Annotated in this window: 20 protein-coding genes and 2 pseudogenes; 13 read left to right on the top strand and 9 right to left on the bottom strand. The window is 58.6% G+C overall.

The features are described 5' to 3' along the window. Nucleotides 1–225: 225 nt before the first annotated feature. Complete coding sequence (locus ACVOLQ_RS12175) at nt 226–870, bottom strand: HAD-IA family hydrolase (RefSeq protein ID WP_481528176.1); 645 nt, start codon at nt 868–870, stop codon at nt 226–228. Next, nucleotides 867–2,045 (bottom strand): phosphoglycerate kinase, encoded by a 1,179-nt coding sequence (locus ACVOLQ_RS12170; protein ID WP_313173953.1) that lies wholly within the window; start codon nt 2,043–2,045, stop codon nt 867–869. Before ACVOLQ_RS12170 ends, ACVOLQ_RS12175 begins: the two co-directional genes overlap by 4 nt. 81 nt (nt 2,046–2,126) lie before the next feature. On the opposite strand from ACVOLQ_RS12170, the gene ACVOLQ_RS12165 reads away from it, so the two are divergent. Together ACVOLQ_RS12165 and ACVOLQ_RS12160 are read left to right on the top strand one after the other, a co-directional pair. Continuing rightward, complete coding sequence (locus ACVOLQ_RS12165) at nt 2,127–2,681, top strand: GNAT family N-acetyltransferase (RefSeq protein WP_481528175.1); 555 nt, start codon at nt 2,127–2,129, stop codon at nt 2,679–2,681. A gap of 78 nt (nt 2,682–2,759) precedes the next feature. Then, nucleotides 2,760–3,016: pseudogene (locus ACVOLQ_RS12160) on the top strand (transposase); the annotation flags it as partial. Between the two features lie 264 nt (nt 3,017–3,280). Here ACVOLQ_RS12160 and ACVOLQ_RS12155 read toward each other — a convergent pair. Beyond that, nucleotides 3,281–4,336: an IS110 family RNA-guided transposase gene (locus tag ACVOLQ_RS12155; RefSeq protein WP_481528174.1), complete on the bottom strand. Its 1,056-nt coding sequence runs from the start codon at nt 4,334–4,336 to the stop codon at nt 3,281–3,283. A gap of 71 nt (nt 4,337–4,407) precedes the next feature. Here ACVOLQ_RS12155 and ACVOLQ_RS12150 point away from each other — a divergent pair. The 8 genes and pseudogenes from ACVOLQ_RS12150 to ACVOLQ_RS12115 all read left to right on the top strand — a co-directional run. Beyond that, nucleotides 4,408–5,253 (top strand): annotated as a pseudogene (locus ACVOLQ_RS12150) (IS3 family transposase); the annotation flags it as partial. Between the two features lie 221 nt (nt 5,254–5,474). Next, on the top strand, nt 5,475–5,648 hold the full coding sequence (locus ACVOLQ_RS12145) for a hypothetical protein (RefSeq protein WP_481528173.1): 174 nt from the start codon (nt 5,475–5,477) through the stop codon (nt 5,646–5,648). 62 nt (nt 5,649–5,710) lie between these two features. Then, a complete protein-coding gene (locus tag ACVOLQ_RS12140; RefSeq protein ID WP_481528189.1) occupies nt 5,711–5,998 on the top strand; it encodes an integrase core domain-containing protein in 288 nt (95 codons plus the stop codon). Between the two features lie 181 nt (nt 5,999–6,179). Next, entirely contained in the window at nt 6,180–7,433 is a 1,254-nt protein-coding gene (locus ACVOLQ_RS12135) for a hypothetical protein (protein ID WP_481528172.1), read from the top strand. A gap of 40 nt (nt 7,434–7,473) precedes the next feature. Further along, entirely contained in the window at nt 7,474–9,573 is a 2,100-nt protein-coding gene (locus ACVOLQ_RS12130; RefSeq protein ID WP_481528171.1) for a peptidase domain-containing ABC transporter, read from the top strand. A gap of 15 nt (nt 9,574–9,588) precedes the next feature. Then, nucleotides 9,589–10,761 (top strand): MvdC/MvdD family ATP grasp protein, encoded by a 1,173-nt coding sequence (locus tag ACVOLQ_RS12125; RefSeq protein ID WP_481528170.1) that lies wholly within the window; start codon nt 9,589–9,591, stop codon nt 10,759–10,761. Further along, a complete protein-coding gene (locus ACVOLQ_RS12120; RefSeq protein ID WP_481528169.1) occupies nt 10,721–11,566 on the top strand; it encodes a hypothetical protein in 846 nt (281 codons plus the stop codon). Before ACVOLQ_RS12125 ends, ACVOLQ_RS12120 begins: the two co-directional genes overlap by 41 nt. A 64-nt stretch (nt 11,567–11,630) precedes the next feature. Then, on the top strand, nt 11,631–11,837 hold the full coding sequence (locus ACVOLQ_RS12115; protein ID WP_481528168.1) for a hypothetical protein: 207 nt from the start codon (nt 11,631–11,633) through the stop codon (nt 11,835–11,837). Between the two features lie 59 nt (nt 11,838–11,896). On the opposite strand, the gene ACVOLQ_RS12110 is transcribed toward ACVOLQ_RS12115, so the two are convergent. The 5 genes from ACVOLQ_RS12110 to ACVOLQ_RS12090 form a co-directional block, all read right to left on the bottom strand. Beyond that, nucleotides 11,897–13,005, bottom strand: a protein-coding gene (locus tag ACVOLQ_RS12110; RefSeq protein WP_481528167.1) for an IS3 family transposase whose coding sequence is annotated in 2 segments (ribosomal slippage) — nt 11,897–12,753 and nt 12,753–13,005 — 1,110 coding nt in all. Because the reading frame shifts where the segments join, the coding sequence is not laid out codon by codon here. After that, entirely contained in the window at nt 12,983–13,273 is a 291-nt protein-coding gene (locus ACVOLQ_RS12105) for a hypothetical protein (RefSeq protein WP_481528166.1), read from the bottom strand. The genes ACVOLQ_RS12110 and ACVOLQ_RS12105 overlap by 23 nt, the downstream gene beginning before the upstream one ends. A 325-nt stretch (nt 13,274–13,598) precedes the next feature. Next, nucleotides 13,599–14,984, bottom strand: coding sequence for a DUF3999 domain-containing protein (locus ACVOLQ_RS12100; RefSeq protein WP_481528165.1), 1,386 nt, complete (start codon nt 14,982–14,984; stop codon nt 13,599–13,601). Next, a complete protein-coding gene (locus tag ACVOLQ_RS12095) occupies nt 14,981–17,731 on the bottom strand; it encodes a DUF2339 domain-containing protein (protein WP_481528164.1) in 2,751 nt (916 codons plus the stop codon). The genes ACVOLQ_RS12100 and ACVOLQ_RS12095 overlap by 4 nt, the downstream gene beginning before the upstream one ends. A gap of 307 nt (nt 17,732–18,038) precedes the next feature. After that, entirely contained in the window at nt 18,039–18,452 is a 414-nt protein-coding gene (locus ACVOLQ_RS12090; RefSeq protein ID WP_481528163.1) for a winged helix-turn-helix transcriptional regulator, read from the bottom strand. Nucleotides 18,453–18,558: 106 nt separating this feature from the next. Here ACVOLQ_RS12090 and ACVOLQ_RS12085 point away from each other — a divergent pair, with 106 nt between their 5' ends. After that, on the top strand, nt 18,559–19,599 hold the full coding sequence (locus ACVOLQ_RS12085) for a pirin family protein (protein WP_481528162.1): 1,041 nt from the start codon (nt 18,559–18,561) through the stop codon (nt 19,597–19,599). A 341-nt stretch (nt 19,600–19,940) separates the two neighbouring features. Here ACVOLQ_RS12085 and gap read toward each other — a convergent pair whose 3' ends face one another. Continuing rightward, on the bottom strand, nt 19,941–20,942 hold the full coding sequence (gene gap, locus ACVOLQ_RS12080; RefSeq protein ID WP_282268943.1) for a type I glyceraldehyde-3-phosphate dehydrogenase: 1,002 nt from the start codon (nt 20,940–20,942) through the stop codon (nt 19,941–19,943). Nucleotides 20,943–21,152: 210 nt separating this feature from the next. Here gap and ACVOLQ_RS12075 point away from each other — a divergent pair, with 210 nt between their 5' ends. Next, nucleotides 21,153–21,800: an OmpW/AlkL family protein gene (locus ACVOLQ_RS12075; RefSeq protein ID WP_313494371.1), complete on the top strand. Its 648-nt coding sequence runs from the start codon at nt 21,153–21,155 to the stop codon at nt 21,798–21,800. Between the two features lie 129 nt (nt 21,801–21,929). Beyond that, a complete protein-coding gene (locus tag ACVOLQ_RS12070; protein ID WP_481528161.1) occupies nt 21,930–22,754 on the top strand; it encodes a S1/P1 nuclease in 825 nt (274 codons plus the stop codon). The last annotated feature ends 6 nt before the right edge of the window (nt 22,755–22,760 follow it).

Here is a 22,760-nt window from a genome sequence, read left to right as displayed (position 1 = left end):
GGCGGGAATCGCTCTTGGCTCTTGGCTCTTGGCTCTTGGCTCTTGGCTCTTGGCTCTTGGCTCTTGGCTCTTGGCTCTTGGCTCTCGCCACACACAACAACATCCAAAGCAAAGTCAAAAGCCAAGAGCGATTCCCGCCTGCGCGGGAATGACGGATCAATTTTTCTGTGCAGTGAAAGCATGGAGGCTCCGGTTACCAAAGCCTCAAAACACCCGCCCCAACAATCAACCGCGCAATACCGCTGCCAACTCATCGGGCGTAGCCACCACCGCTCCAGCCCCGGCAGCCTGCAATTCCTCACGACCACCAAAGCCCCACAGCACACCCACATTGCGCATGCCGTGGTGACGCGCACCTTCGATATCCATGCGCCGGTCGCCGATCATCCAGCACGCTGCCGGCTGCAGTTGCAGGCGCTGCAGGGCCTCGGCGATCAGTTCCGGTTTGTGGCTGCGCGAGCCGTCCGGAGTGGCGCCGATGATGTCCTCGAAACAGCTGCCGAACGGCAGGTGCTCGACGATGCGGCGGGCATGCGGCTCATTCTTGGCGGTGACCACCGCCAGCCGATGGCCGGCCGCATGCAGGCCCTGCACGACCTCGCCGATACCGGCGTAGATCGCATGCTCCTGCCAGCCCAGCACGTCAAAGCGCTCGCGGTACAGCTCAACGGCCCGCTCCACCCGTTCGGCGTCGCCGAATACCGGGGTGAAGCTGGTACGCAGCGCAGGGCCGATCCACTTGCGCAGTTCGGCGTCAGCCGGCACCGGCTGGTCCATCTTCTCCAGCGCATAGGCCACGCAGCGGGTGATGCCGACGGCCGAATCAATCAGCGTGCCGTCGAGATCGAAGAAGAACACATCGCGGCTCACGCGCCGCGGGCCTCCAGCGCTGCCACCGCCGGCAAGGTCTTGCCCTCCAGGAACTCCAGGAACGCGCCACCACCGGTGGAGATATAGCTCACTTCCTTGGCGATGCCGTACTTGTCCACAGCTGCCAGGGTGTCACCACCGCCGGCAATCGAGAACGCCTTGGAGCTGGCGATGGCCTTGGCCAGCGCTTCAGTACCCTTGCCGAAGGCGTCGAACTCGAACACGCCAACCGGGCCGTTCCAGACCACGGTGCCGGCCTTGGCGATCAGCTCGGCGTACTGTGCGGCGGTCTGCGGGCCGATATCCAGGATCATGTCGTCGGCACCCACGGCGTCCACGGCCTTGATCGTGGCCGGGGCGTCAGCGGCAAATGCCGGCGCCACCACCACGTCGGTCGGCAGCGGGATTTCGGCGCCGCGGGCCTTGGCATCGGCATCGATCTTGCGCGCGGTGTCGAGCAGATCGTTCTCGACCAGCGACTTGCCCACGCCATGGCCTTCGGCCGCGATGAAGGTGTTGGCGATGCCGCCACCGACGATCAGCTGATCCACCTTGCCGACCAGGCTGGACAGCAGCTCCAGCTTGGTCGAGACCTTGGAGCCGGCCACGATCGCCAGCAACGGGCGCGCCGGCTTGGCCAGCGCCTTGTCCAGCGCGTCCAGCTCGGCCATCAGCAGCGGACCGCCGGCCGCGACCGGGGCGAAACGGATCACGCCATGGGTCGAGGCCTGGGCGCGGTGGGCGGTACCAAAGGCATCCATCACGAACACATCGCACAGCGCGGCGTACTTCTGCGACAGCGCCTCATCGTCCTTGCCCTCGCCCACGTTCATGCGGCAGTTTTCCAGCAGCACGATCTGGCCCGGGGCCACGTCCACGCCGTCCACCCAGTCCTTGACCAGCGGCACGTCCACGCCCAGCAGCTCGGACAGGCGCTTGGCCACCGGCGCCAGCGAATCGGCTTCACTCCACACGCCTTCCTTGGGACGGCCCAGGTGCGAGGTCACCAGTACAGCGGCGCCCTTCTCCAGTGCCAGCTTCAGGGTCGGCAGCGAGGCGGTGATGCGCTGCTCGGAGGTGATCCGGCCGTTCTCGTCGATCGGCACGTTCAGATCCTGGCGGATCAGTACGCGCTTGCCGGAAAGGTCGAGGTCGGTCATGCGAACGATGGACATGGCAGGATCAGCTCCGCAGAGTGTGGGGAAACCGCAATTCTCGCCCGCCCTGCCTGCAGGGGCAAACCCAAGGTGCACCGGATGTCGCCACGCCTGCCGCAACCCGAGCTGTCCAGCCCCCGCCTGCGCCTGCGCGAGGTCCGGGATGGCGACACTGCAGCGCTGTTCGCCATCCATAGCGATGCCCGGGTGATGCGCTACTGGAGCTACCCGGCCTGGACCGAACTGGCACAGGCCGAGCAGAAGATCGCCGACATCCAACGCCAGCGCCGAGAGGAGGACATCCTGATATGGGCGATCGCGGATGCCACCAGTGATCTTTTGATCGGCAGTAGCGCGGTGTTCTACCTGAACCTGGAACAAGGCCGCGCCGAGATCGGCTACAGCCTGCATCCCGACTGGCAGGGCCGCGGCCTGGCCAGCGAAGCGCTGCAACTCGTGTTGGGCTACGCGTTCGACAACTTGGGGCTACGCCGCATCGAGGCCGACATCGACCCACGCAACCTGCCCTCCTGTCGCCTCGTCGAAAGACTCGGTTTCGTCCGCGAAGGCCTGCTCCGCGAACGCTGGCACGTAAACGGCGAAATCTGCGACAGCGCCATCTACGGCCTGCTGAGCAAGGATTTCCGGCTATAGAGCCGTGTCGCCTGCCCGTAAACTTGATCCAGGCATTCTTAGAGGCCTCCGGGCAAACTAGCCCCAAGGAAACCACTGATGCGCAAGAGCAAATTCACCGAGAGTCAACCGTTGCGACGTTGAAACAGGTTGAGGCTGGAAGGCAGGTCAAGGATGTCTGCCGTGAGCTTGGCAGTTCCGATGCGACTTACTACGTCTGGAAGTCCAAGCACGGCGGTATGGAAGCTTCGGACGTGCAGCGGTTGCGGGACGTTGGAGCCGAACACGCAAAGCTCAAGCGGATGTACGCCGAACTGGCGATGGAAAATCATGCGTTGAAGGATCCGATTGCAAAAAATGTATGGTCCGCCCCCGGTCTGCAAGGACCGTAGCTGAATGACCCGAACCGTTTGCACAAATGTATCCGGCCTCTTGCAAGTCGGCAGCTTTTGGCCACCAGGCCATGATGAGGTTCGCACGCGCCGTTTCCATCAAGCTTTCTCGGGCTGATAGCCCGCTTTTTTCGTCGGATTTACGGCACGTCGATCGACGGTGGTGTCATCTCCCTACGGGCATCGCAAACGCAGTGAAGGTAAATTGGGAAATTAGGGTGGGGTTTGTCAGGCAGCGAATCGAGGGTCCTGTCGTTGATAGGTGGCTCCGGGTTTGGTCAGAACAACCCAGGCCATTCGCGCAATCTTGTTAGCGAGTGCGACCGTGAGTTTGTTGACGTGGACCCGCCCAGCCAAGGCGTCGAGCCAAGTGCCCCACCGATGGCGGCTACGGTCGGTATGCATAACGCAAGAACGTGCGCCATGAATCAACAGTCGCCGGATATACGCATTGCCTCGCTTGCTGATGCCGAGCAATTTGGATTTCCCACCAGTGGAATATTGAGCGGGGACCAGCCCGAGCCATGCGGATAGATCTCGTCCTCGCTTGAATTGATGCGCATCACCAGTAGCGGCTAGAAGCGCGGTTGCCGCCAAAGGACCGAAGCCCGGTATCGTCATCAGCCTTCGCGCAGTGTCATCCCTATCGGCGAACGCTTCAATCTCCTGATTGAACTGTTCGATGTGATCTTCTAGCTCCGACAGAAGGGTGCGCAAACACGCCAGCAATTGTCTGAATGCTGGAGTTAAGTCGTTCTCGGCATCTCCAAGTGCATCGGCCAAGTCCAACTTGAAAGCACCAATGCCGGTGCGACAAGCGATACCGTATTCAAGCAGGAAGCCGCGCATCTGATTTACCAGAGCGGTACGCTGAGAGACTAGCCCGTCACGCGCACGGTGAAGTGCCTGTAGATCGACCTGGTCGGGGCGCTTCATCGCGACAAAACGCATGCTGGGCCGCGAAGCTGCCTCCGCAATGGCTTCGGCATCGACCGTGTCGTTCTTGTTGGACTTGACGTAAGGTTTGACGAATTGAGCTGGCACTATCTTACTGGAGTGACCGTAACGGGCAAGCTTGCGTGCCAACCACTGCGAGCCCGGGCAAGCTTCCATAGCGACTGTCGCAACCGGGACATTGGAGAAGAACTGCAACAGCGCGCTGCGGCGGAATTTAGTGCGTAGTACCAGATGGCCGGCGATGTCCAAACCGGCGACATGAAACAGACTTTTGCCGATATCGATGCCATACAACACGGCAGTTTTGGCTTGGGTGGAATGTCGCATGGTCGATCCTCCGGTGGGTGACGTGGCGAGTATCTCGCAGGAGAGGAGGGGGGCGGACCATCTCATTAGCTTTAGACCCGGCGCACTAGCGCCCGCTCTTGGCCTGGCTGCAGGACCGCCATGGCTGGAGCGAACGCCGGGCCTGTGCGGCGATTGGGATGCCTCGGTCAACGGCACGCTACCGCCATCGGCCGGATCGGGACGAAGAGGTGATCGCGCTCCTGGCCGAGCTCTCTGAGCGTTTTCCGGAGCGCGGCTTCGGCAAGCTGTTTCAACTGATTCGTCGCCGCGGTTTGGTTTGGAATCACAAGCGTGTCTGGCGTGTGTACTGTCTGATGAAGCTCAATCAGCGTCGGCGAGGGAAGAAGCGTCTTCCGAACCGGCACCCGATGCCATTGGTGGCCGGCGAGCAGATCAACGGCAGCTGGTCGATCGACTTCATGTCCGACGCGCTTTGGGATGGGCGAAGGTTCCGGACGTTCAACGTGATCGACGATTTCAGCCGCGAGGCCCTGGCCATCGAAGTTGATCTGAATTTGCCGGCTACACGGGTCATTCGCACTTTGGAACGAATTGCAGCGTGGCGCGGCTATCCCGCAAAGCTTCGCCTGGACAACGGCCCCGAGTTCATCGCCTTAGCGTTGGCGGAATGGGCCGAGCGCAAGAACATCGCGCTGGATTTCATCGAGCCAGGACGGCCAATGCAGAACGGCTTTATCGAACGCTTCAATGGCAGCTTCCGACGTGGCGTGCTGGATATGCACGTCTTCCGCAATCTTGGAGAAGTACGCGAACAAGCAGAGCAGTGGTTGGCCGATTACAACACCGAGATACCTCACGACAGCCTCGGCGGGCTGACGCCCGCCGAATTCCGCCAGTACTGTGAACCGGAAACGCCTAATTTAGCTTGGCATTGAAATACAGGAAGTCGACAGAGGGAATTGCCCAAACACGGATGGGTTGTGGCTACCAACGCATTCAAATCCCGCTGCGTCGCGAAGGCTGCCCAATCAATCGCAAGCGCGGGCATCGGCTGTACAAGCTGGCAGGGCTGAACCTGCGCTCACCGCGCCGACTTCGGGCCGTCGCGAACCGCTTGGATCGACAACCACTCACTGCGCCTTAACAGAGCTGGAGCATGAACTTCGTCAACGATAGCCTCTTCGATGGGCGCCGCTTTCGCTCGCTGACCGCGGCCAACAACTTCAGTCGCGAATGCTTGGCCATTGTCTTGGGGCAAAGCCTGCGCGGCGCAGATGTTGTCAAAACGTTTGAAGGAACGCGCTTCACCGCGTCGTATTCAGACCGATAATGAGCCTGATTTCATAAATATCGTGCTGGTAGAAGGGCTTACGATCACGGTGTTGCGATCGAATTTTTCGCCCCCCTGGCAAACCAACCGATAACGCCTTCGTCGAATCCTTCAATGGGTCATTCCGCGGCGAATGTCTGAACGTGCGCTGGGTCCTATCCCTTGGCGACGCCCGCCAGAAGATAGAAAACTCGAGAACCTACTACAATCAATTTAGTGCGCATTCGCCCTTGGGAGATGCCGCGCCAGCCCAGTTCGCCGTGGCATTTCGGGCAACCCTAAATACGCTGAATTCTCTGCCGTTGGGCAGCTCAAGAGGTGGCAGGCCGTCAAGAACCGGAAACCTCTAAATCGGCCTGGCATTGAAGCACAGGGAGTCAACAGTAGTTAGAGCAAGCAATGCCGCGCTTGAACATTCCAACGGGTTGACCGCTGATCCGATGTGGTGCTAGGTTCCGCCTATCGATCTAATTTCGCTTTCTGCGAATAAGATCGTCGATATCGCTACAGTTTTCCGCCAAGGAGTTGGTTGTGAACGACTTGTATCGTAAGGAAGCGGTTGCGAAATTAGGTTCAAGCTGGCTGGGATCTCCGTCAGTTGCTCAGCCACTGTCTAGCTGGATCTATGCGATCGTGTTCGCCTTGATAGCGATATCAATCGTTGCCTTCTTGTGTCTAGGGTCCTACACGCGGCGTCATACCGTCTCCGGGGTGCTTGCACCGATAAATGGCCTCTCATCAGCATCTAGTCCTGTAGCGGGAAATATAGAAAAGCTAGAAGTTCGAGAAGGTGAGTACGTTAAAGCCGGACAAAGGGTCGCGCTAATCAGGCCGATCGCCCAAGTGTCCGCGAAGCACGGAGATATACAGACACAACTTTCTCAACTATATGATGAGAAAATTGATCTTCTTGCAAAAGAAGTTCAAGAAAAAAAAAGCCTGCTAGAGGCTCAAGCTAGTGCGGCAGGGTCGCGCCTTGAATCTATAAACAGCGAGCTTGTCAATCTGCAAAATGAGCGCTCAATTCGTGATGATCAATACAAGATTGCACTGGGAGCGTTGCAAAGGATAAAAACCCTGGATGGTACTGGCTACATTTCCGACATCCAGCTTCAGCAGTATCAGAACACTGCTCTAGAGTACCAGAGAAGCCTACATGAATTAGACCGTCAGATAATAATTTCTAAGCGAGCAGCACGCGACACCCAACAAGATGCGCTTGAGATTTCAAATAAAATAACTTCTGAGGAGACGAGTTACCAACGAAGCTTGGCAGATTTGAATGAACAAGTAGCCGCGAATGAAGTGAAGGCCCTAATCGCCATCCTTTCACCTGTTGACGGAGTGGTCGCCTCAACGTCAACGGGCAAAAATCAATCCATAGAACCAAACATTCCTCTAGTAAATATTATACCAGGCACCGGAGAGCTCGAAGCTAGGCTCCTGGTTCCTAGTAGCGCAATAGGTTTTATCAAAGAAAATGACGAAGTCAGAATTAGATACCACTCTTTCCCCTATCAAACCTATGGGGTCGAGCGCGGAGTGATCTCCAGCTTGACAAGGACATCTGTTTCGCCTGAAGAGATAAAGGAAATAAACGACGGAAACTTGGCAACTTCCGCAATGTACATAGCTTTTGTTCGACTAGAAAAACAAAGCATCCTGACAAGAAATTCGCGAATAACGCTGAAATCCGGAATGGCATTGAATGCCGATATTGTCGGGGAAAGAAGAACTCTACTTGAATGGACCCTTGCGCCGCTTTCTAAGCTAGTAAAAAATTAGCCCTCGATTTCACTGGAGTAATGCGCATGGAGCACATTAATTGAAGGTCATATACCAATCAGAGCGATCCGAGTGTGGATTGGCATGCATTGCTATGATCGCATGGGAGCTTGGTCTAAAAATAAGTTTGAATGAGCTTCGCCGCCGATTCGGATCCTCACAGAATGGATCAAGACTCGTAGATCTGGTGGATATATGCAACGCGCTCGAAATGGACGCCCGCGGATTGAAGGTTGATGTAAGCGAGCTCGGCACCCTGAAGTTGCCGTGCGTAATACATTGGGAATTCAATCACTTTGTGGTCCTAGAAAAACTTAATAGAAACAAGGCGGTAATTATTGACCCCGCAATAGGTCAAAGGGCTATATCTGCCGCTGAACTATCAAGGGGCTTTACTGGCGTCGCACTGGAAGTAACGCCCACCACTTCATTTATCAAGCACCGTGGCGACTCTAGTGGCGTGGTCTTAGCTCTAGTTAAGTCAACTAAAGGCCTGGCAAACGCTGCACTGCAGATACTATTGTTATCCATCGCCCTCCAGGTGCTTGTTTTAGTTGCACCTTTTTTTCTTCAGTGGACTGTTGATCAAGTCTTGGTCTCCTATGATTTATCTCTTTTAGTGATTCTTGCCATTGGATTCGGCATCCTGGCCCTAGTCCAGTCCGCGCTTAGCTGGTTTAGAGGATGGTCCATCACCTTGATTTCGGCACAGATTAGCCGCCAATGGATGCAAGGTGTTTTCTCGCACCTCTTGCGCCTTCCGGCCGACTTCTTTCAAAGGCGGCACCTTGGAGACATCACTTCAAGGGCCGAATCCGTCAATGTAATTCAACGGGCCATCACAGTTAGTTTTGTTGAGGCCTTGATTGACGGCGCTATGGCCGCAATAACTTTGGCAATGATGGTGATCTATAGTTGGAAGCTAGTAGCAATTACACTAGCAGCCCTATTTATATATATAACCATAAGATTTTTTTCATATTCTCGACTAAGGACTGCTACGAATAGAAAGCTAGTCTGCGCCGCCGATCAGCAAACATACTTTCTCGAATCTCTCAGAGGCATCCAGACTATCAAGCTCGGCGGTCAAGAAAATTCGAGGAACTCCATTTTCTCCAACTTGCTAAGCGAAACAACGAATGAGGACGTGAAAATTTCGCGCATTGGTTTGTTTGTAAATACCTGCAATCAAGTGACGTTCGGAGCCGAGAGAGTGCTAATAGTTGTAGGCGCTGCAACCATGGTCATTGGCGGGAGTTTCTCCGCAGGCATGCTGATGGCCTATCTTGCCTACAAGGAGATTTTTTCGCTGCGGGCGAGTGGACTTGTCGACAAGTGGTTTGAATTCAAGGTTCTTGCTTTGCACGGGGATAGGCTATCAGATCTAGTCCACACGGATACGGAGAGCGCCTGCGGGAGAAGAATAAAGCTAAATTCTCCGCCCGCAGTAGAATTTAGGAATGTTTCATTTCGCTATTCCAACAATGATCCATGGATACTAAGAAAGTGCAGCTTTATTATTCATAGCGGCGAATCTGTGGCTATCACCGGAAGCTCTGGATCGGGAAAGTCTACGGCAATCAAGTTGCTCGCCGGGTTGCTCGACCCAGTCGAGGGGGAGATTCTGATCGACGGGAATAATATTGCCATCGCGGGAAAAGGAGCTTTCGCCGGCTCGGCCAGCTATGTTATGCAAGATGACCAACTGTTTTCTGGCTCAATATTCGAAAACATTTCTTTCTTCAACCCAGACGCTCTGCCCGAGCAAGTAGAGCGCGCGGCCCTCCTGGCACAAATACATAATGACATTGAATCCATGCCAATGAGCTATCAAACGCGAATTGGGGATATGGGAAGTTCTCTATCTGGAGGACAGAAGCAAAGAATACTAATGGCGCGATCGTTGTTCTCTCAACCAAAATTGATTGTTCTAGACGAAGCGACAAGCCATTTAGACGCGGAAAATGAATTCAACATCAATGAAGCAATAAAGCAGATGCCGATCACCAGAGTAATAGTCGCTCATCGCGCTGAAACTATTCTTTCTGCCGAGAGGGTTATTCATCTAAGTGGGGGCAGCATCTCGGCAACCAAGGTTGAGCCTGTCCAAAACCTTTCTGAAACAATGATATCAAACTAATTCCGGGAGGGAATCTTGAATAAAGACATTTTGATATGGACTGTCCCGGGTGACATTCATGCTAGAGCCGTTGAATGGGCGCTTTTACATAAGGGGGCCAATCCTCTTGTTTGGATATCATCAGACTTCCCAACATTGTCGACCATGGGGGTGTCCGCCCAAGGCGGATCAAGCAAACTGAGGATCTCGCAAGATTCTATTTCGACAGATTTGCAACCAATGCGATCATTATGGCGAAGACGCGATGGACTTCCCGTTTTTGACACAGAACTGGATGCGGCGGACGTGATACCAGCGCAGGTTGAGTCGAAGCAATTCATCGATGGATTCAACCTTCTTCTCGACGAGAAGTTTCAGCTGTGTGCGAATTCGTATATTTCCACCTGTCGTGCAAGAAACAAGATTGTCCAACTGGATGTCGCGGCAAGGTCGGGAATAAATATTCCCGACACATTGATTACAAATGATCACCATGACTTGCTCGATTTTGCTGACAGTGGCCGCAGGAGTGTGATTGTAAAATCATTCACCAGTCCATCGTGGATTAATAACAATGATTGCCACTACGTGTACGCCCGATCAATGGATACCTCTTTACTCGGCGACCCCCGTTCTGTGGCGGCTGTCCCCGCTATATATCAGGAGCGCATCGAAAAAGACTATGAAGTAAGAGCATTCTTCATGGGTGAGCACTACATCGCTGCAAAAATAATGTCTCAAGCTAGCGATCTTTCGAAAGATGACTGGCGTCGCATTAGGACCCAAAATCTTAAAGTAGAAGCCCACCGTATTCCAGAAGACGTGGTGGATAAATGCATCCTAATCATGAGATCCCTCGGAATAGTGTGTGGCTCATTCGATTTTGCCGTTGACAGAAAAGGAGAGTATGTTTTTTTCGAAGTCAACGAACAAGGTCAATTCTTGTGGCTCGAGGAAAGGCTTCCAGAGCTAAGAACGCTAGATGCGTTCTCTGATTTTTTGATTGAGGCTTCCCCAACATTCAGGCCAAGAAGAAAAAGTGCAGGCGAAGGCGTCAAATTTTCTGATTTTGTTGTTTCCGGCGCGTGGAAACGAATGTATATGGCCGAACAGAGTACTTGTGTAACTTACTATCATCGGCCACCAATTTTAGAGGAAGGGAGTTTCGATGATTTTGCTAGAGCAATGCGCGGTGAAGGTCGCTCATAAGGCATTAGCGGTTTTTTTTGCATCCATGTTTCTAGCTATCGGTTGCGAACCGAGTCCGCGCGCGGCGGGAGTCTGTGGGAATTACAGCCAGGCGGAAAATTCGCTCATCGCTTTCGGGGATTTTGAAGCTATTGTTTACGGCGAAACTCATGGAAATGAGCAGAGCCCGAAAGTTTTTTTGAACTCAGTCTGCTCGCTGATTGAAGATGATGCAATCCTTCTCGTCGGATTGGAACTACCTCAGTCGGCGATTGACTCGGTGAGAGAAGCTCAACGCTCGGGTGATGACGAATTGATATTCTCCAACGCGTTCTGGAAGAATGCTCGAGATGGAAGATCAAGTGCGGCAAACCTCTCTCTTGTCAAAAGTATTTTGAATCTTGAACAAGAGGGGGCCGTTCATCTTTCCGGCTTCGATGAACGAATTACTGGCAGAGAAAATTTTTCGTCTACATCTTTCGCAAAATTAATTAAAGATGAGGCGGATATCAGAAAAAAAGCACGTGTAGCTGGCTGGATTATCCTTACAGGAAAGGGGCATTCTAGATATTTCGATAGCGAAATGAGTTTATCTAAAGAACTCGTAAGCAATCAAAGAAAGACGCTTGTTGTTGATATCGATTTTTCCGCGGGTGACTCATGGGCCTGCGTCGGGGGGGAATGCAAGGCCCACAAATTTGAAGCTGAGGGTTGCAATAGGCTTACGGACGCTCCCACCCACTTTGAAGATATCGATGGAATTGAATTTCGTTCAATCTGTATAAGCAACGCTACCTCGTCCCCTCCAGCTTTTGACACTCTATAGAATCTCGGGAGACCCGAGTATCCGAAGCTACCCGGCTGGTAGCACTCAGCAAATGGAGTTTGAGATGAAGAAGACGATTCGTATTGCAGTTCGCAACAACGCAACCGTCCTAAGTCGTGATGAGATCGCTCGGGTTACCGGCGGCTGCGGTGGCAGGCCCGGCGAGCCAAATTCGGACTCAATGGGGATAGGGACTTCAAACCATATGCAATGCGATCCGCCAACGGACTGCTGGGTAACCGGCGGTGACTTTGTCCGCAGCGACGACTAATGCTCAATCTGCTCCAGCCCTTTGGGCTGGAGCAGATTTTCATGTCGACTCCCCGTAATTCAATACCAGGCTAAATTAGAGGTTTCCGGTTCGTGGTACTGACGAAATTCGGCGGGTGTCAGCCCGCCGAGGCTGTCGTGAGGTATCTCGGTGTTGTAATCGGCCAACCACTGCTCTGCCTGTTCGCGTACTTCTCCGAGATTGCGGAAGACGTGCATATCCAGAACACCACGTCGGAAGCTGCCATTGAAGCGTTCGATGAAGCCGTTCTGCATCGGTCGTCCTGGCTCGATGAAGTCCAGCGCGATGCGCCTGCGCTCGGCCCATTCCGCCAGCGCCAAGGCGATGAATTCGGGACCGTTGTCCAGGCGAAGCTTTGCGGGATAGCCGCGCCACGCCGCAATTCGTTCCAAAGTGCGGATGACCCGTGTAGCCGGTAAATTGAGATCAACTTCGATGGCCAAAGCCTCGCGGCTGAAATCGTCGATTACGTTGAATGTCCGGAACCGTCGCCCATCCCAAAGTGCGTCGGACATGAAGTCAATCGACCAGCTGCCGTTGATCGGCTCACCGGCCACCAACGGCATCGGATGTCGGGTTGGAATACGCTTCTTTCCTCGTCGACGCTGATTGAGCTTCATAAGGCAGTACACACGCCAGACACGCTTGTGATTCCATACCAAACCGCGGCGACGAATCAGTTGAAACAGCTTGCCGAAGCCGCGCTCCGGAAAACGCCCAGAGAGCTCAGCCAATAACGCGATCACCTCTTCGTCCCGATCCGGCCGATGGCGGTAGCGTGCCGTTGACCGAGGCATCCCAATCGCCGCACAGGCCCGGCGTTCGCTCCAGCCGTGGCGGTCCTGCAGCCAGGCCAAGAGCGGGCGCTTGTGGCCCGGGTCTAAAGTTTTTTTGCAATCAAGTCTTTCAACGCATGATTCTCCATCGCCAGCTCGGCATACATCCGCTTGAGCTTGGCGTGCTCGGCTTCAACGTCGCGGAGCCGCTGCACGTCAGAAGCTTCCATGCCACCGTACTTGGACTTCCAGACATAGTAGGTCGCTTCAGAAATGCCAAGCTCACGGCAGACATCCTTGACCTGCCTTCCAGCCTCAACCTGCTTCAACGTCGTAACGATCTGACTCTCAGTGAATTTGCTCTTGTGCATCGGCTGTCTCCTTGGGGCTAGTTTGCCCGGAGACCTCTAAGAATGCCTGGATCAAGTTTACGGGAAGGGGACACAGGCACTTGAGCAGGGCCTGTTCATAACCGCCACTGGCCTCGAAGACGATGCGCTGACACGGCATCTGCTGCAGCCAAACCACCAGCTCGGCCAAGCCGACTGCTGAATTGGCAAAAATTCTGCCTTGCTCCTGCGGCAGAACATGGACCACCAACTCCAACTTGGCGACATCGATACCCACATAGCTGCTCATCATCGGCTCCTGTTGTAGGCTGACAATGAGGGCGCTCCCCCGATCCCATGCTTGTACAGTTCGGACTCGTATCCGATCAGCTGTTCGTGCGGCGCCCCAACTCCTACACGTGCTTGCACGCACCGCGTCGTAACGGGCTGCCGCACTCCGCTCTCAACCGCAATTTACTCATCTGGCAGACACAAGCGACGTCAGCCACGAAGCAGATAAACCAATAGAGCAAAAGCCCCCCTCCCCGGCCCTCCCCTTCGCTGTGCGAAAGGGAGAGAGTCAGGTCGGTCGGGCGTACCGGGAAAGCCTCTGCCGAGCATGGCTCGGCACTACCTCAGGTCTCTTTCTTTTCTGCGCGGCTGCTGCGAATCAGGCTGAACGCAAAGCCCGCGACCGCCAACGCACCCAGTACCAATACCACCCACAGCACGATGTTCTTCCAATCACGCGGTGCCTCGGCCCGCTGATAGGCAGCATCACCGGCACGCTGCACTCCGACCCCCAGCGTCGCTGCGGCAGGCTGCCATTGCGCGCCGTTGTGTGCGCGCAAGGCCGCCAACATAGGGTCCAACGCTGCCTGCGCCTTGCCTTCATCCGCGCTGCCTGCAACCAGCAGGTAAGGCGCACGCCCCTGTGCAAGAAACACCACGCTGCCGGGGCGATAGCCCAGACGCAACGCTGGCGCGGCAGCAGGTACCGCTCCAGGCTCGGCCTGCAGACGCCACTGCCGGTCATCAACGATGCCCGAGGTCTCCAACGGCGGCGAGCGCTGTTGCTTGCCAGCCTGACTCAGGTTCCACGCGTTCCAGCCACTGGTCAGCGTTTGCCAGACCGGTTCACCGTTGTCAGCGCGCGTGCGGTCTTCATCGCGACTGGATACCGTCCAGCTCACCGCGCTGTTCGGCGGCATCACCACATCCAGGCGCTGCACCGGGAATCGACCCTGCAGGCGGTACAGATATCCATCTTTGCTATTGCCACCGGCAGCCGCCTGCAATTCCTGCCACTGCCAGTCGCCGACCTCGACCGCATCGGCGAATTCACCCCGCAGACCCTGCAGCTGCGGCGCGCCGCTGCGCTGCAGAGGTACCAGACGCAGATAGCGGAGGCCCGATTCAACCTTGATGCTGTTGCTGCGCAGCTCGCTTCCCTGGTTGCGCAATTGCACCAGCCGCACCTGCGGATCCAGCACCTGCCAGCCGCGCAGGTCATCGCTGCCTTCGAGGCGATAGCCCAGATCCAGCGTCGCTGTGGTGTCACTCCAATCCACCAGCAGTTTGTGCAGCTTGCCTGCCTCGCCACCAAGATCGATCAGCCATACCGGATCAGCGCTACCAGCCACAGGCGCCGCGCCCACGGAATTGCGGATCGATACCACTTTGCCAGCGGTATCGCGTTCCACCACGACGCTCAGGTCGTCATCGCCGCCGACGCTGGCCGCAGGCAATGCAAACCATTGCAACGGGGCGATACGCACTGCGCCGCCGAGTGGCACTGCGGCGGCGTACACCACACTGGCCACCGGCTTGCCATCGGCATCGATCACCCGCACATCGCGCAGGTCGCGCCAGTGCACAGCCGAATACACGGATGCATCCAACGGCACCCGGTAGGCGCCAGCATCCGGCTGCGACAGCTGCAGCGGCCATTGCCGGGCAAAGTCATCGGCTGCGACAGCACTGAAAGGCAGCAACGCCAGTACCAGCAGGCGCTTGATCATACGGTTGTTTCCTCATTGTTTGTTTCAGCACCTGAGCGTCGTGGCGGCGCTGGCGCCAGCCAGCCAACCAGAGTGCACAGCAGACCGTAGGCGATGAAGGCACCGATACCCAGCAGATCGCCGAGATTGCTGCGATCGATCAGCAGCAGCTTTGCCAGCACCACACTCATCAGGATCGCACCAGCCAACCACAGCCCCCATTGGCCGCGCCGCGAGCCGCTGATCCAGCCAATCACACCCAGCAGGCTCCAGACCACGGTCAGGCTGGTCTGCGCCAATTTGGTGCCAAGCAGACTGTCACTCCACGGCACATCACCCCAGTGATGCACGGCGCGCAGCGTCATCACCGTCACCAGCACCAGCGCGGCGACTGCCGTGCCCACCAATTGCATCGGCAATACCGACCCGCTGCCGTTCTGCCGCAGGCGCATCGCCAGCAGCACAAGCACCGCGATCTCGGCCAGTTCCAGCGGGTTGAGTACGACAATCCAAGGCAGCGGCGCAGCCGAACCGGCACTGGCCAACGAACCCATCCACCACAGGCCCAGCGCAGCAAACACCGCCACCTGCAAGGCCGCACGATAGCGATCGAAGGCCGCACCCAGCGGCTGCGACAACCACGTCCAGCGATACATCGACAGCACGGCCAACAACAGCCAGGGCAGCGCCAGCAACATGCCTACCCAGCCTTCGGCCAGCGTGAATCGTTCGCCGATATGCCAGGCCAGCAGCGACAGTACCGTCGGCCACAGCAGCCACCAGGCCAGCTGCGCCAACCCAGCGACCACCCCACTGCCAGCGCGCAGGCACATCAGGCTGCGCACACCCAGCGCCGCGAATACCGCCCATGCCGCCGCGCCATAGCCGGCAAACGGCTGGCCGTATTCGGACACCTGCAGGAAGGCCACCGGGAAGGCCAGCAGCAGCGCCGCCAGCGTGGTCAAGGAAAGCGCCAACGCCGGTGCACGTCGTTGCACTTCCGCCGCCAGCCAACCGGTCACGCCGAGCAGCAGCAACACCGCATGCAGGCGACTGTCGACCTCGACAAAATCGCCGATCTCCAGGATCACATTGCCCAACCACCAGGCCAACGCCCACAGGTAGGCAACGGTTGCGACCTGCAGATTGCCTGCACTTCGGTACCACCATGCCGTGGCGAAGCCGGCGACGGCGATCAGCAAGGCGCCCATGAAGGCGGCGTTGGCGATGGCAATCGTCGCGCCGAGATGACTGCCCGACACGCCAATCGCCAGGGCCGCGGCTGCAGCCAGTTGCAGACCAATACCGGTCCAACGGGCCAGTCGACGGTCCTGGGTCAAGCCCAGCCAGACCAGCCCCGCGCCTTCCAACGCGAATACCGATGCAGTTGCCTTGGCCGACAAGGCCAAAGGCACCGCCAAGGTGGCGAATCCGACCGCGAGAATGGCGTAGCCGCGCGCCAGTACATTCATGCGCTCGTTGTTGATCAAGGCGCGTGCCAATACTGCGTACAACGCCGCCACACCCAACGCACAGAACGCCAGGGGCATGCGATCACCGTGCAGCAACGCCGCCTGCAACGAGAATGCGACCAGCGGCGTACCAAACAGCAGGCAGCCATCGATACGCGCACTGCCGGCGCTACTGGCCTTGCGGGCATACAGCAATGGCAGCAACAGATAGAACACGAAGAACAGCACCAGGAACGGCTCGGTGCTGTTGAAATTGGCCGGGGTGTACTTCAACACGCCCCAGGCCGTGCCAATGCCCCAGGTGAAGACAAACCCCAGCAGGTTGAGGATGCGCCATGGCCGCACCCAGGCGATGGCGAAGATGCCGGCGTTGAGCAGTGCGTAGTATGAGAACAGGGCGACATGATTGCCGCTGCCATCCGACAACCAGATCGGCGCCATGAAACCGGCCAGAACGCCGAGGATGGCCAGCGTCCTGCTCTCCTGCAGCACCGCCATCACCGACAGTCCGGCAATCAGCACCACGCTCAATGCAAATGCAGCGCCAGTTCCGATCATCCCGTAGTTCTTGCAGGCGGAAAACACCACCAGCAACAGGATGCCGATCATGCCGCCCTGCATCGCCAGGGCGAAGGTGCGGTGGCTCTCGCGCTTGCGCCAGGCGAACACCAGACCCGCCAAGGCTGCGGCACTGATGCCCGCCAAACGCAGGCTCGGCGGCACCACGAACCACCCTTGGTCGCTTGCATACTTCAGCAAGGCGGCGACGCCCGCCAGCAGCACCAGCATGCCGACCTTGACCGGCACGTTGCCGCTGGTCAGCCATTGCTTGGCGTAGGCAAGCGCACGCTCGATGAAGTTGGGTTCGGATGGTTCCACCGGCTCGGCAGCCGTCCAAGTTCGCTCCGGCGACGGCTCGCGACGCGGCGGAAGCGGACGATGCGGCTCGGCGGCCAGTGGATCGAGCGGATCTGGCCTGGGCGGCAGCGGCGGTGGCGCTGGCGAGGCAGCAACCGGCTCGGCTGCATGCGATGGAGATGCAACCGCCACCGGTTCGACAGCGGAGTGATCTGAATCGACCTCAGGCTCGGGCTCCGCCCAGGCGTAGGGCCATATCGCTTCGGCGCGCTGCCTGCGCGGTGCGGCTTCGGTCTCGCCAGCATCCAGTCGCTCTTCCAGCGCTGCCACGCGGCGCTTGAGCGAGGACACCGATACCAGGGCAGCCACCAGCAACACCGGCATCGCCAGTGCGGCCAGTACCAGCAGCACTATCAACAACACCCAACCCTCGTCCATTGATCATCCTTGTGCACCTGAACGTGCAGCATCACCTTATCGGGGCCACCTGAAAACGCAAGATGCGCCCAGTCAGCTTCCGCCCCCACGGTGACACAATGTCGTCGGCCGAGGCATGCAAGCCACATCGCGCCCCACTAGCCCGCCCTTTTTTGTAGGAGCGGCGTCGGCCGCGAAGCCGTCACATCATCAAATGGCAGAGATGCCATGGGCTTCAGTACCTTCAGCTTCGCGGCTGACGCCGCTCCTACAGGGCGCAGCCCGCAGCGGGTGCCGTGCGTGCGCGATGCCGGCACCTGCGTGATCCCTAGGGGGGCGCTTCTTCCGCATCACGCTGGCGGTCGTCGAACTCCGAGCGCGCCTTATCCATCTGTGGCTGATGCGCCCACGCCCACTGCAAAAGGGCATCGACTGGTTGCAGCAGGGATTTCCCCAGTTCAGTCAACGCATAGTCAACCTGTGGCGGCACCGTCGGATAAACACGCCGGCTGACCAGCCCATCCCGCTCCAGGCCACGCAGCGTGCGCGCCAACATGCGCGGCGATACACCGTTCAGTTCACGCCGCAGTTGATTGAAGCGGCGCGCTTGCCCGCGCAGTGCGATCACCGCCAACAGACTCCACTTTTCGCCGACGCGGTCGAGCAGCAGCCGCATCTGCTGGCAATACGCGGCGTCTTCACCCGCTGCTGGTCCAGTATCACCGGTGTGACTTGCTGCCATCGACGTGCCTCCTTGTGGCCTGGAACCGCGCACCCATCAATAGAGCATGTCGACGCGGGTGGGCGCCAGCCTATTGCCACGTCCCACTTTCGCCAAGGAGTCAACGATGTCCAACCTGATTCTCCGCAATGAGCCGCTGGGCCGTCCGTGGCCAGGCACCGATCCGTTCCTGTTCTGCGCCCATCACCTGGATCAGTATCCGCAGGCCACCGCCGAACAGGGCGTGGATATGCGTCAGCTGGGTGGGCGTGAACTTGGCCACGACTTCAGTGGCAAGGACGGCTTCAGCATGTACCACGGCGTCACCGTGCCGGGCTTCCCCGCCCACCCGCACCGCGGCTTTGAAACCATCACCATCGTGCCGCAGGGGCTGGTGGACCACGCCGACTCGCTGGGCGCCACCGCGCGCTACGGCGACGGCGACGTGCAGTGGCTTACTGCCGGTGGCGGCACCCAGCATTCGGAAATGTTCCCGCTGCGTTCACGCGAACATGGCAATCCGCTGGACCTGTACCAGATCTGGCTGAACCTGCCGCCGCAGAGCAAGATGGCCGAGCCGGAGTTCGTGATGCTGTGGAACGAGAACATTCCCAGATACCGCATCGACGGCGTCGAGGTAAAAGTGATTGCCGGGCGCTATGACCCGCAGGAGCCGGGCCATGCCGAACTGTTGCCGCTGGCACCTGGGCGCAGTTCCTGGGCGGCCAATCCGCAGGCCGATGTCGCGGTCTGGCAGATCACCCTGCAACCCGGTGCCTCGGTAACCCTGCCACCAGCAAACGAGCAAGGCGCGCGCCGGACGCTGTACTTCCATGAAGGCAAGCAGCTGCAGGTGGCAGGGGATGCGATCAGCGGCCCGCGCTTGCTGGAAGTGGTTGCCGGCAGCACGTTGCCGCTGCACAACAGCGGCGATGACGTGGTGCAGATCCTGCTGCTGCAGGGCGTACCGATCGGTGCGCCGGTGGTGGCCTATGGCCCGTTCGTGATGAATACCGCCGAGGAGATCGAGCAGGCGCGGCGGGATTACGGGCGTACCCAGTTCGGTGGCTGGCCGTGGTCGAGCCATGGGCCGGTGCATCCGGCTGGTCAAGGGCGGTTTGCCAAGCATCCGGGCAAGGATGCGATTGAGTTGCCGCCGGTGAAGTAAGGCCGAGCAGCGATTGTGCGGTCTGCAACGCCATGTAGCCCGGGTAAGCGCAGCGCACCCGGGGCATCCTCCCGTGCAGATCATTGCCGCAGGCTTTTCAACCCTCTCCAGTCCCGGGTGCGCTGCGCTTACCCGGGCTACGGAGCTACGGATCTGGAGCGCAGGCCAGCGCCAGAGCAAAGCACCCCTCCCAACCCTCCCCTTCACCTTTGGTGAAAGGGAGGGCTTGAGCCAGAGCAAGCGCAACAGCATCCCGTGCCCTTCGCCTTCGGCGTAAGGGAGGGCTCAGACGCAGAACGGGCGCCTTTCGGCGCCCGTTCTGTTTGCAGCTATTGCGTGGATCAGGCGGCGACGACGCGCACCATCTCCAGGCACTTGTTGGAATAGCCCCACTCGTTGTCGTACCAGCTGACCAACTTGACGAAGGTGCCGTCCAGGGCGATACCGGCTTCGGCGTCGAACACGGAGGTGTGGGTCTCGCCACGGAAGTCGGTGGCAACCACCTTGTCTTCGGTGTAACCGAGGATACCCTTCAGCGCGCCTTCGCTCTGTGCCTTCACTTCGGCGCAGATTTCAGCGTAGGTGGCTTCCTTCTCCAGCTCGACGGTCAGGTCAACCACCGACACGTCCGAGGTCGGCACGCGGAAGCTCATGCCGGTCAGCTTCTTGTTCAGTTCCGGGATCACCACGCCGACGGCCTTGGCCGCACCGGTGGAGGACGGAATGATGTTTTCCAGGATGCCGCGGCCGCCGCGCCAATCCTTGTTGGACGGGCCGTCAACGGTCTTCTGGGTAGCGGTGGCAGCGTGCACGGTGGTCATCAGGCCGCGCTTGATGCCCCACTTGTCGTTGATGACCTTGGCCAGCGGGGCCAGGCAGTTGGTGGTGCACGAGGCGTTGGAGACGATGCTCTGGCCAGCGTAGGTCTTGTGGTTCACGCCGAACACGAACATCGGCGTGTCGTCCTTGGACGGGGCCGACAGGATCACCTTCTTGGCGCCGGCGTCCAGGTGCTTCTGCGCGGTTTCCTTGGTCAGGAACAGGCCGGTGGATTCAATCACCACGTCCACGCCCACTTCGTCCCACTTCAGGTTGGCCGGATCGCGCTCCTGGGTGAGGCGGATCTTCTTGCCGTTGACCAGCAGGTCGCTGCCCGACACTTCCACGTCGGCCTTGAAACGGCCATGCACGGAGTCGTACTTGAGCATGTAGGCCAGGTAATCCGGCTCCAGCAGATCATTGATGGCCACGATCTCGATGTCGTTGCCGAAGTTCAACACTGCCGAACGCAGCACATTGCGTCCGATGCGACCGAAACCGTTGATGCCGACCTTGATTGCCATGTTCACAAGCTCCTGCAGCCGCAAAACCGTTGCGGCGGGGGTGGAAAGGGGACGCCATTCTAGCAGGACAGTTGCCCACCCCGTGGCCGTCCGCCGAACCTCCCCAGCTGAGCGCCAGCTGAGCGCAAACACCTGTTTGATCAGGATCAAAGCGGTACCCGGGCGCGGACCGGACACTGGTGCCACCTCCACCAAGCAACGGAATTACACATGCGCAAGACCTCCGCCCTGCTGCTCTCCGCCATGGCCGCCGCCGTGTCCCTGGCTGCCGCCGCCCCCGCCATGGCCCAGTCCAAGGGCGATTGGACCCTGGGCGTCGGCGTCCACGCGGTTGACCCGAAGTCCGATGCGGGCGATCTGAATGGCGCCGCGCTGGGTCTGGGCAAGCTGCCCACCAAGGTCGACAGCGACGTCAAGCCGACCATCACCTTTGAATACTTCGTCGCTGACAACGTCGGCATCGAGGTCCTGGGCGCACTGCCGTTCAAGCACGACGTCAGCATCGACGGCGTCGGCAAGGTTGGCGAAACCAAGCAGCTGCCGCCGGTGGTCTCGCTGCAGTACCACTTCGCCAACAGCAGCAAGGTCACCCCGTTCGTCGGCCTGGGCGTGAACTACACCAAGTTCTTCAGCACCGACAGCAAGGGCGCGCTGGCCGGCACCAAGCTGAAGCTGGAAGACTCGTGGGGCCTGGCTGCCCACGCCGGCCTGGACTTCGCCGTCAGCGACAAGGGCGCACTGCGCGTTGACATGCGCTGGGCCGACATCGACACCAAGGTGAAGGTCAACGGCAACAAGCTGGGCACCGCCAAGATCGATCCGCTGGTGTATGGCGTGGCGTACGTCTTCAAGTTCTGAGTCTGGCCATTGTCGATGGGTAGCTGAGCATTACCCTCCCCCAACGAGCACGTCCCCGGCCACCGCCGGGGGCGTGTTTCGCCATCTGGCGCACGCAGCGGCGGGCACTGCAGCCGTTAGAATGGCGGCATGAACAAGCTCCACCGTCTACTGATGCCAGCCTTGGGCATCGCCACCACCGTCATCGCAACCCTCCCCGGCCAGGCATTGGCGTGGGGCGCGCAGGGCCACCGCCTGGTCGCGCGCATTGCCGAAATCCGCCTGGATCCGCAGGCCAGGGTCGAAATTGATCGCCTGCTGGCCAGTGAGCCGGGTGCGACCCTCAGCAATATCGCCCCATGGGCCGACCAGCTGCGTGCCAACGACCCCGACCTCGGCAAGAAGTCGGCGGGTTGGCACTACGTGAACATGGCAGAAGAAGACTGCATCTTCTCTCCGCCCACCCACTGCCGCAATGACGACTGTGTGGTGGGGGCCCTGAAGCAACAGAGCGCGCTGCTGGCCAATCGCCAACTCAATGATCGCGAACGCCTGCAGGCGCTCAAATTCGTCGTGCACCTGGTCGGCGATCTGCATCAGCCGCTGCACGCCGGTTATGGCCACGATCGCGGCGGCAATACCTATCAGCTGCAGTTCAACGGCCGCGGTACCAACCTGCACTCGGTCTGGGACAGTGGCATGTTCTACACGCTGCAGCTCAACGATGATCAATTCCTGCAGCGGCTGTTGGCGTTACCGGCACCGGCCGCCCGGCGCGCGCCGGATCTGCAGCGCGACCCCGCGCTGTGGGCCGAACAGACCTGCCGCATCGCCACACGCAAAGGCCTGTATCCAAGCGGCCACAAGATCGACGAGCGCTATACCGCTGTGTGGGAGCCGGTTGCCGAGGCCCAACTCCGCCTGGGAGGTGAGCAACTGGCCGCGCTGCTGAACCAGTTGCTCGATACTCCTTGAGAGAAA

The organism is Stenotrophomonas sp. STEN031 (assembly GCF_056759975.1).
Note: the sequence above shows the minus strand (reverse complement) of the source record. Positions and strands in the feature narration are given on the sequence as shown.

Bases quoted from the DNA above. Each gene is read 5' to 3' on its own strand.
- ACVOLQ_RS12170 (WP_313173953.1), bottom strand. From the start codon at position 2,045: ATGTCCATCGTTCGCATGACCGACCTCGACCTTTCCGGCAAGCGCGTA.
- ACVOLQ_RS12165 (WP_481528175.1), top strand. From the start codon at position 2,127: ATGTCGCCACGCCTGCCGCAACCCGAGCTGTCCAGCCCCCGCCTGCGC.
- ACVOLQ_RS12155 (WP_481528174.1), bottom strand. From the start codon at position 4,336: ATGCGACATTCCACCCAAGCCAAAACTGCCGTGTTGTATGGCATCGAT.
- ACVOLQ_RS12145 (WP_481528173.1), top strand. From the start codon at position 5,475: ATGAACTTCGTCAACGATAGCCTCTTCGATGGGCGCCGCTTTCGCTCG.
- ACVOLQ_RS12120 (WP_481528169.1), top strand. From the start codon at position 10,721: ATGATTTTGCTAGAGCAATGCGCGGTGAAGGTCGCTCATAAGGCATTA.
- ACVOLQ_RS12115 (WP_481528168.1), top strand. From the start codon at position 11,631: ATGAAGAAGACGATTCGTATTGCAGTTCGCAACAACGCAACCGTCCTA.
- ACVOLQ_RS12105 (WP_481528166.1), bottom strand. From the start codon at position 13,273: ATGAGCAGCTATGTGGGTATCGATGTCGCCAAGTTGGAGTTGGTGGTC.
- ACVOLQ_RS12100 (WP_481528165.1), bottom strand. From the start codon at position 14,984: ATGATCAAGCGCCTGCTGGTACTGGCGTTGCTGCCTTTCAGTGCTGTC.
- ACVOLQ_RS12095 (WP_481528164.1), bottom strand. From the start codon at position 17,731: ATGGACGAGGGTTGGGTGTTGTTGATAGTGCTGCTGGTACTGGCCGCA.
- ACVOLQ_RS12090 (WP_481528163.1), bottom strand. From the start codon at position 18,452: ATGGCAGCAAGTCACACCGGTGATACTGGACCAGCAGCGGGTGAAGAC.
- ACVOLQ_RS12085 (WP_481528162.1), top strand. From the start codon at position 18,559: ATGTCCAACCTGATTCTCCGCAATGAGCCGCTGGGCCGTCCGTGGCCA.
- gap (WP_282268943.1), bottom strand. From the start codon at position 20,942: ATGGCAATCAAGGTCGGCATCAACGGTTTCGGTCGCATCGGACGCAAT.
- ACVOLQ_RS12075 (WP_313494371.1), top strand. From the start codon at position 21,153: ATGCGCAAGACCTCCGCCCTGCTGCTCTCCGCCATGGCCGCCGCCGTG.
- ACVOLQ_RS12070 (WP_481528161.1), top strand. From the start codon at position 21,930: ATGAACAAGCTCCACCGTCTACTGATGCCAGCCTTGGGCATCGCCACC.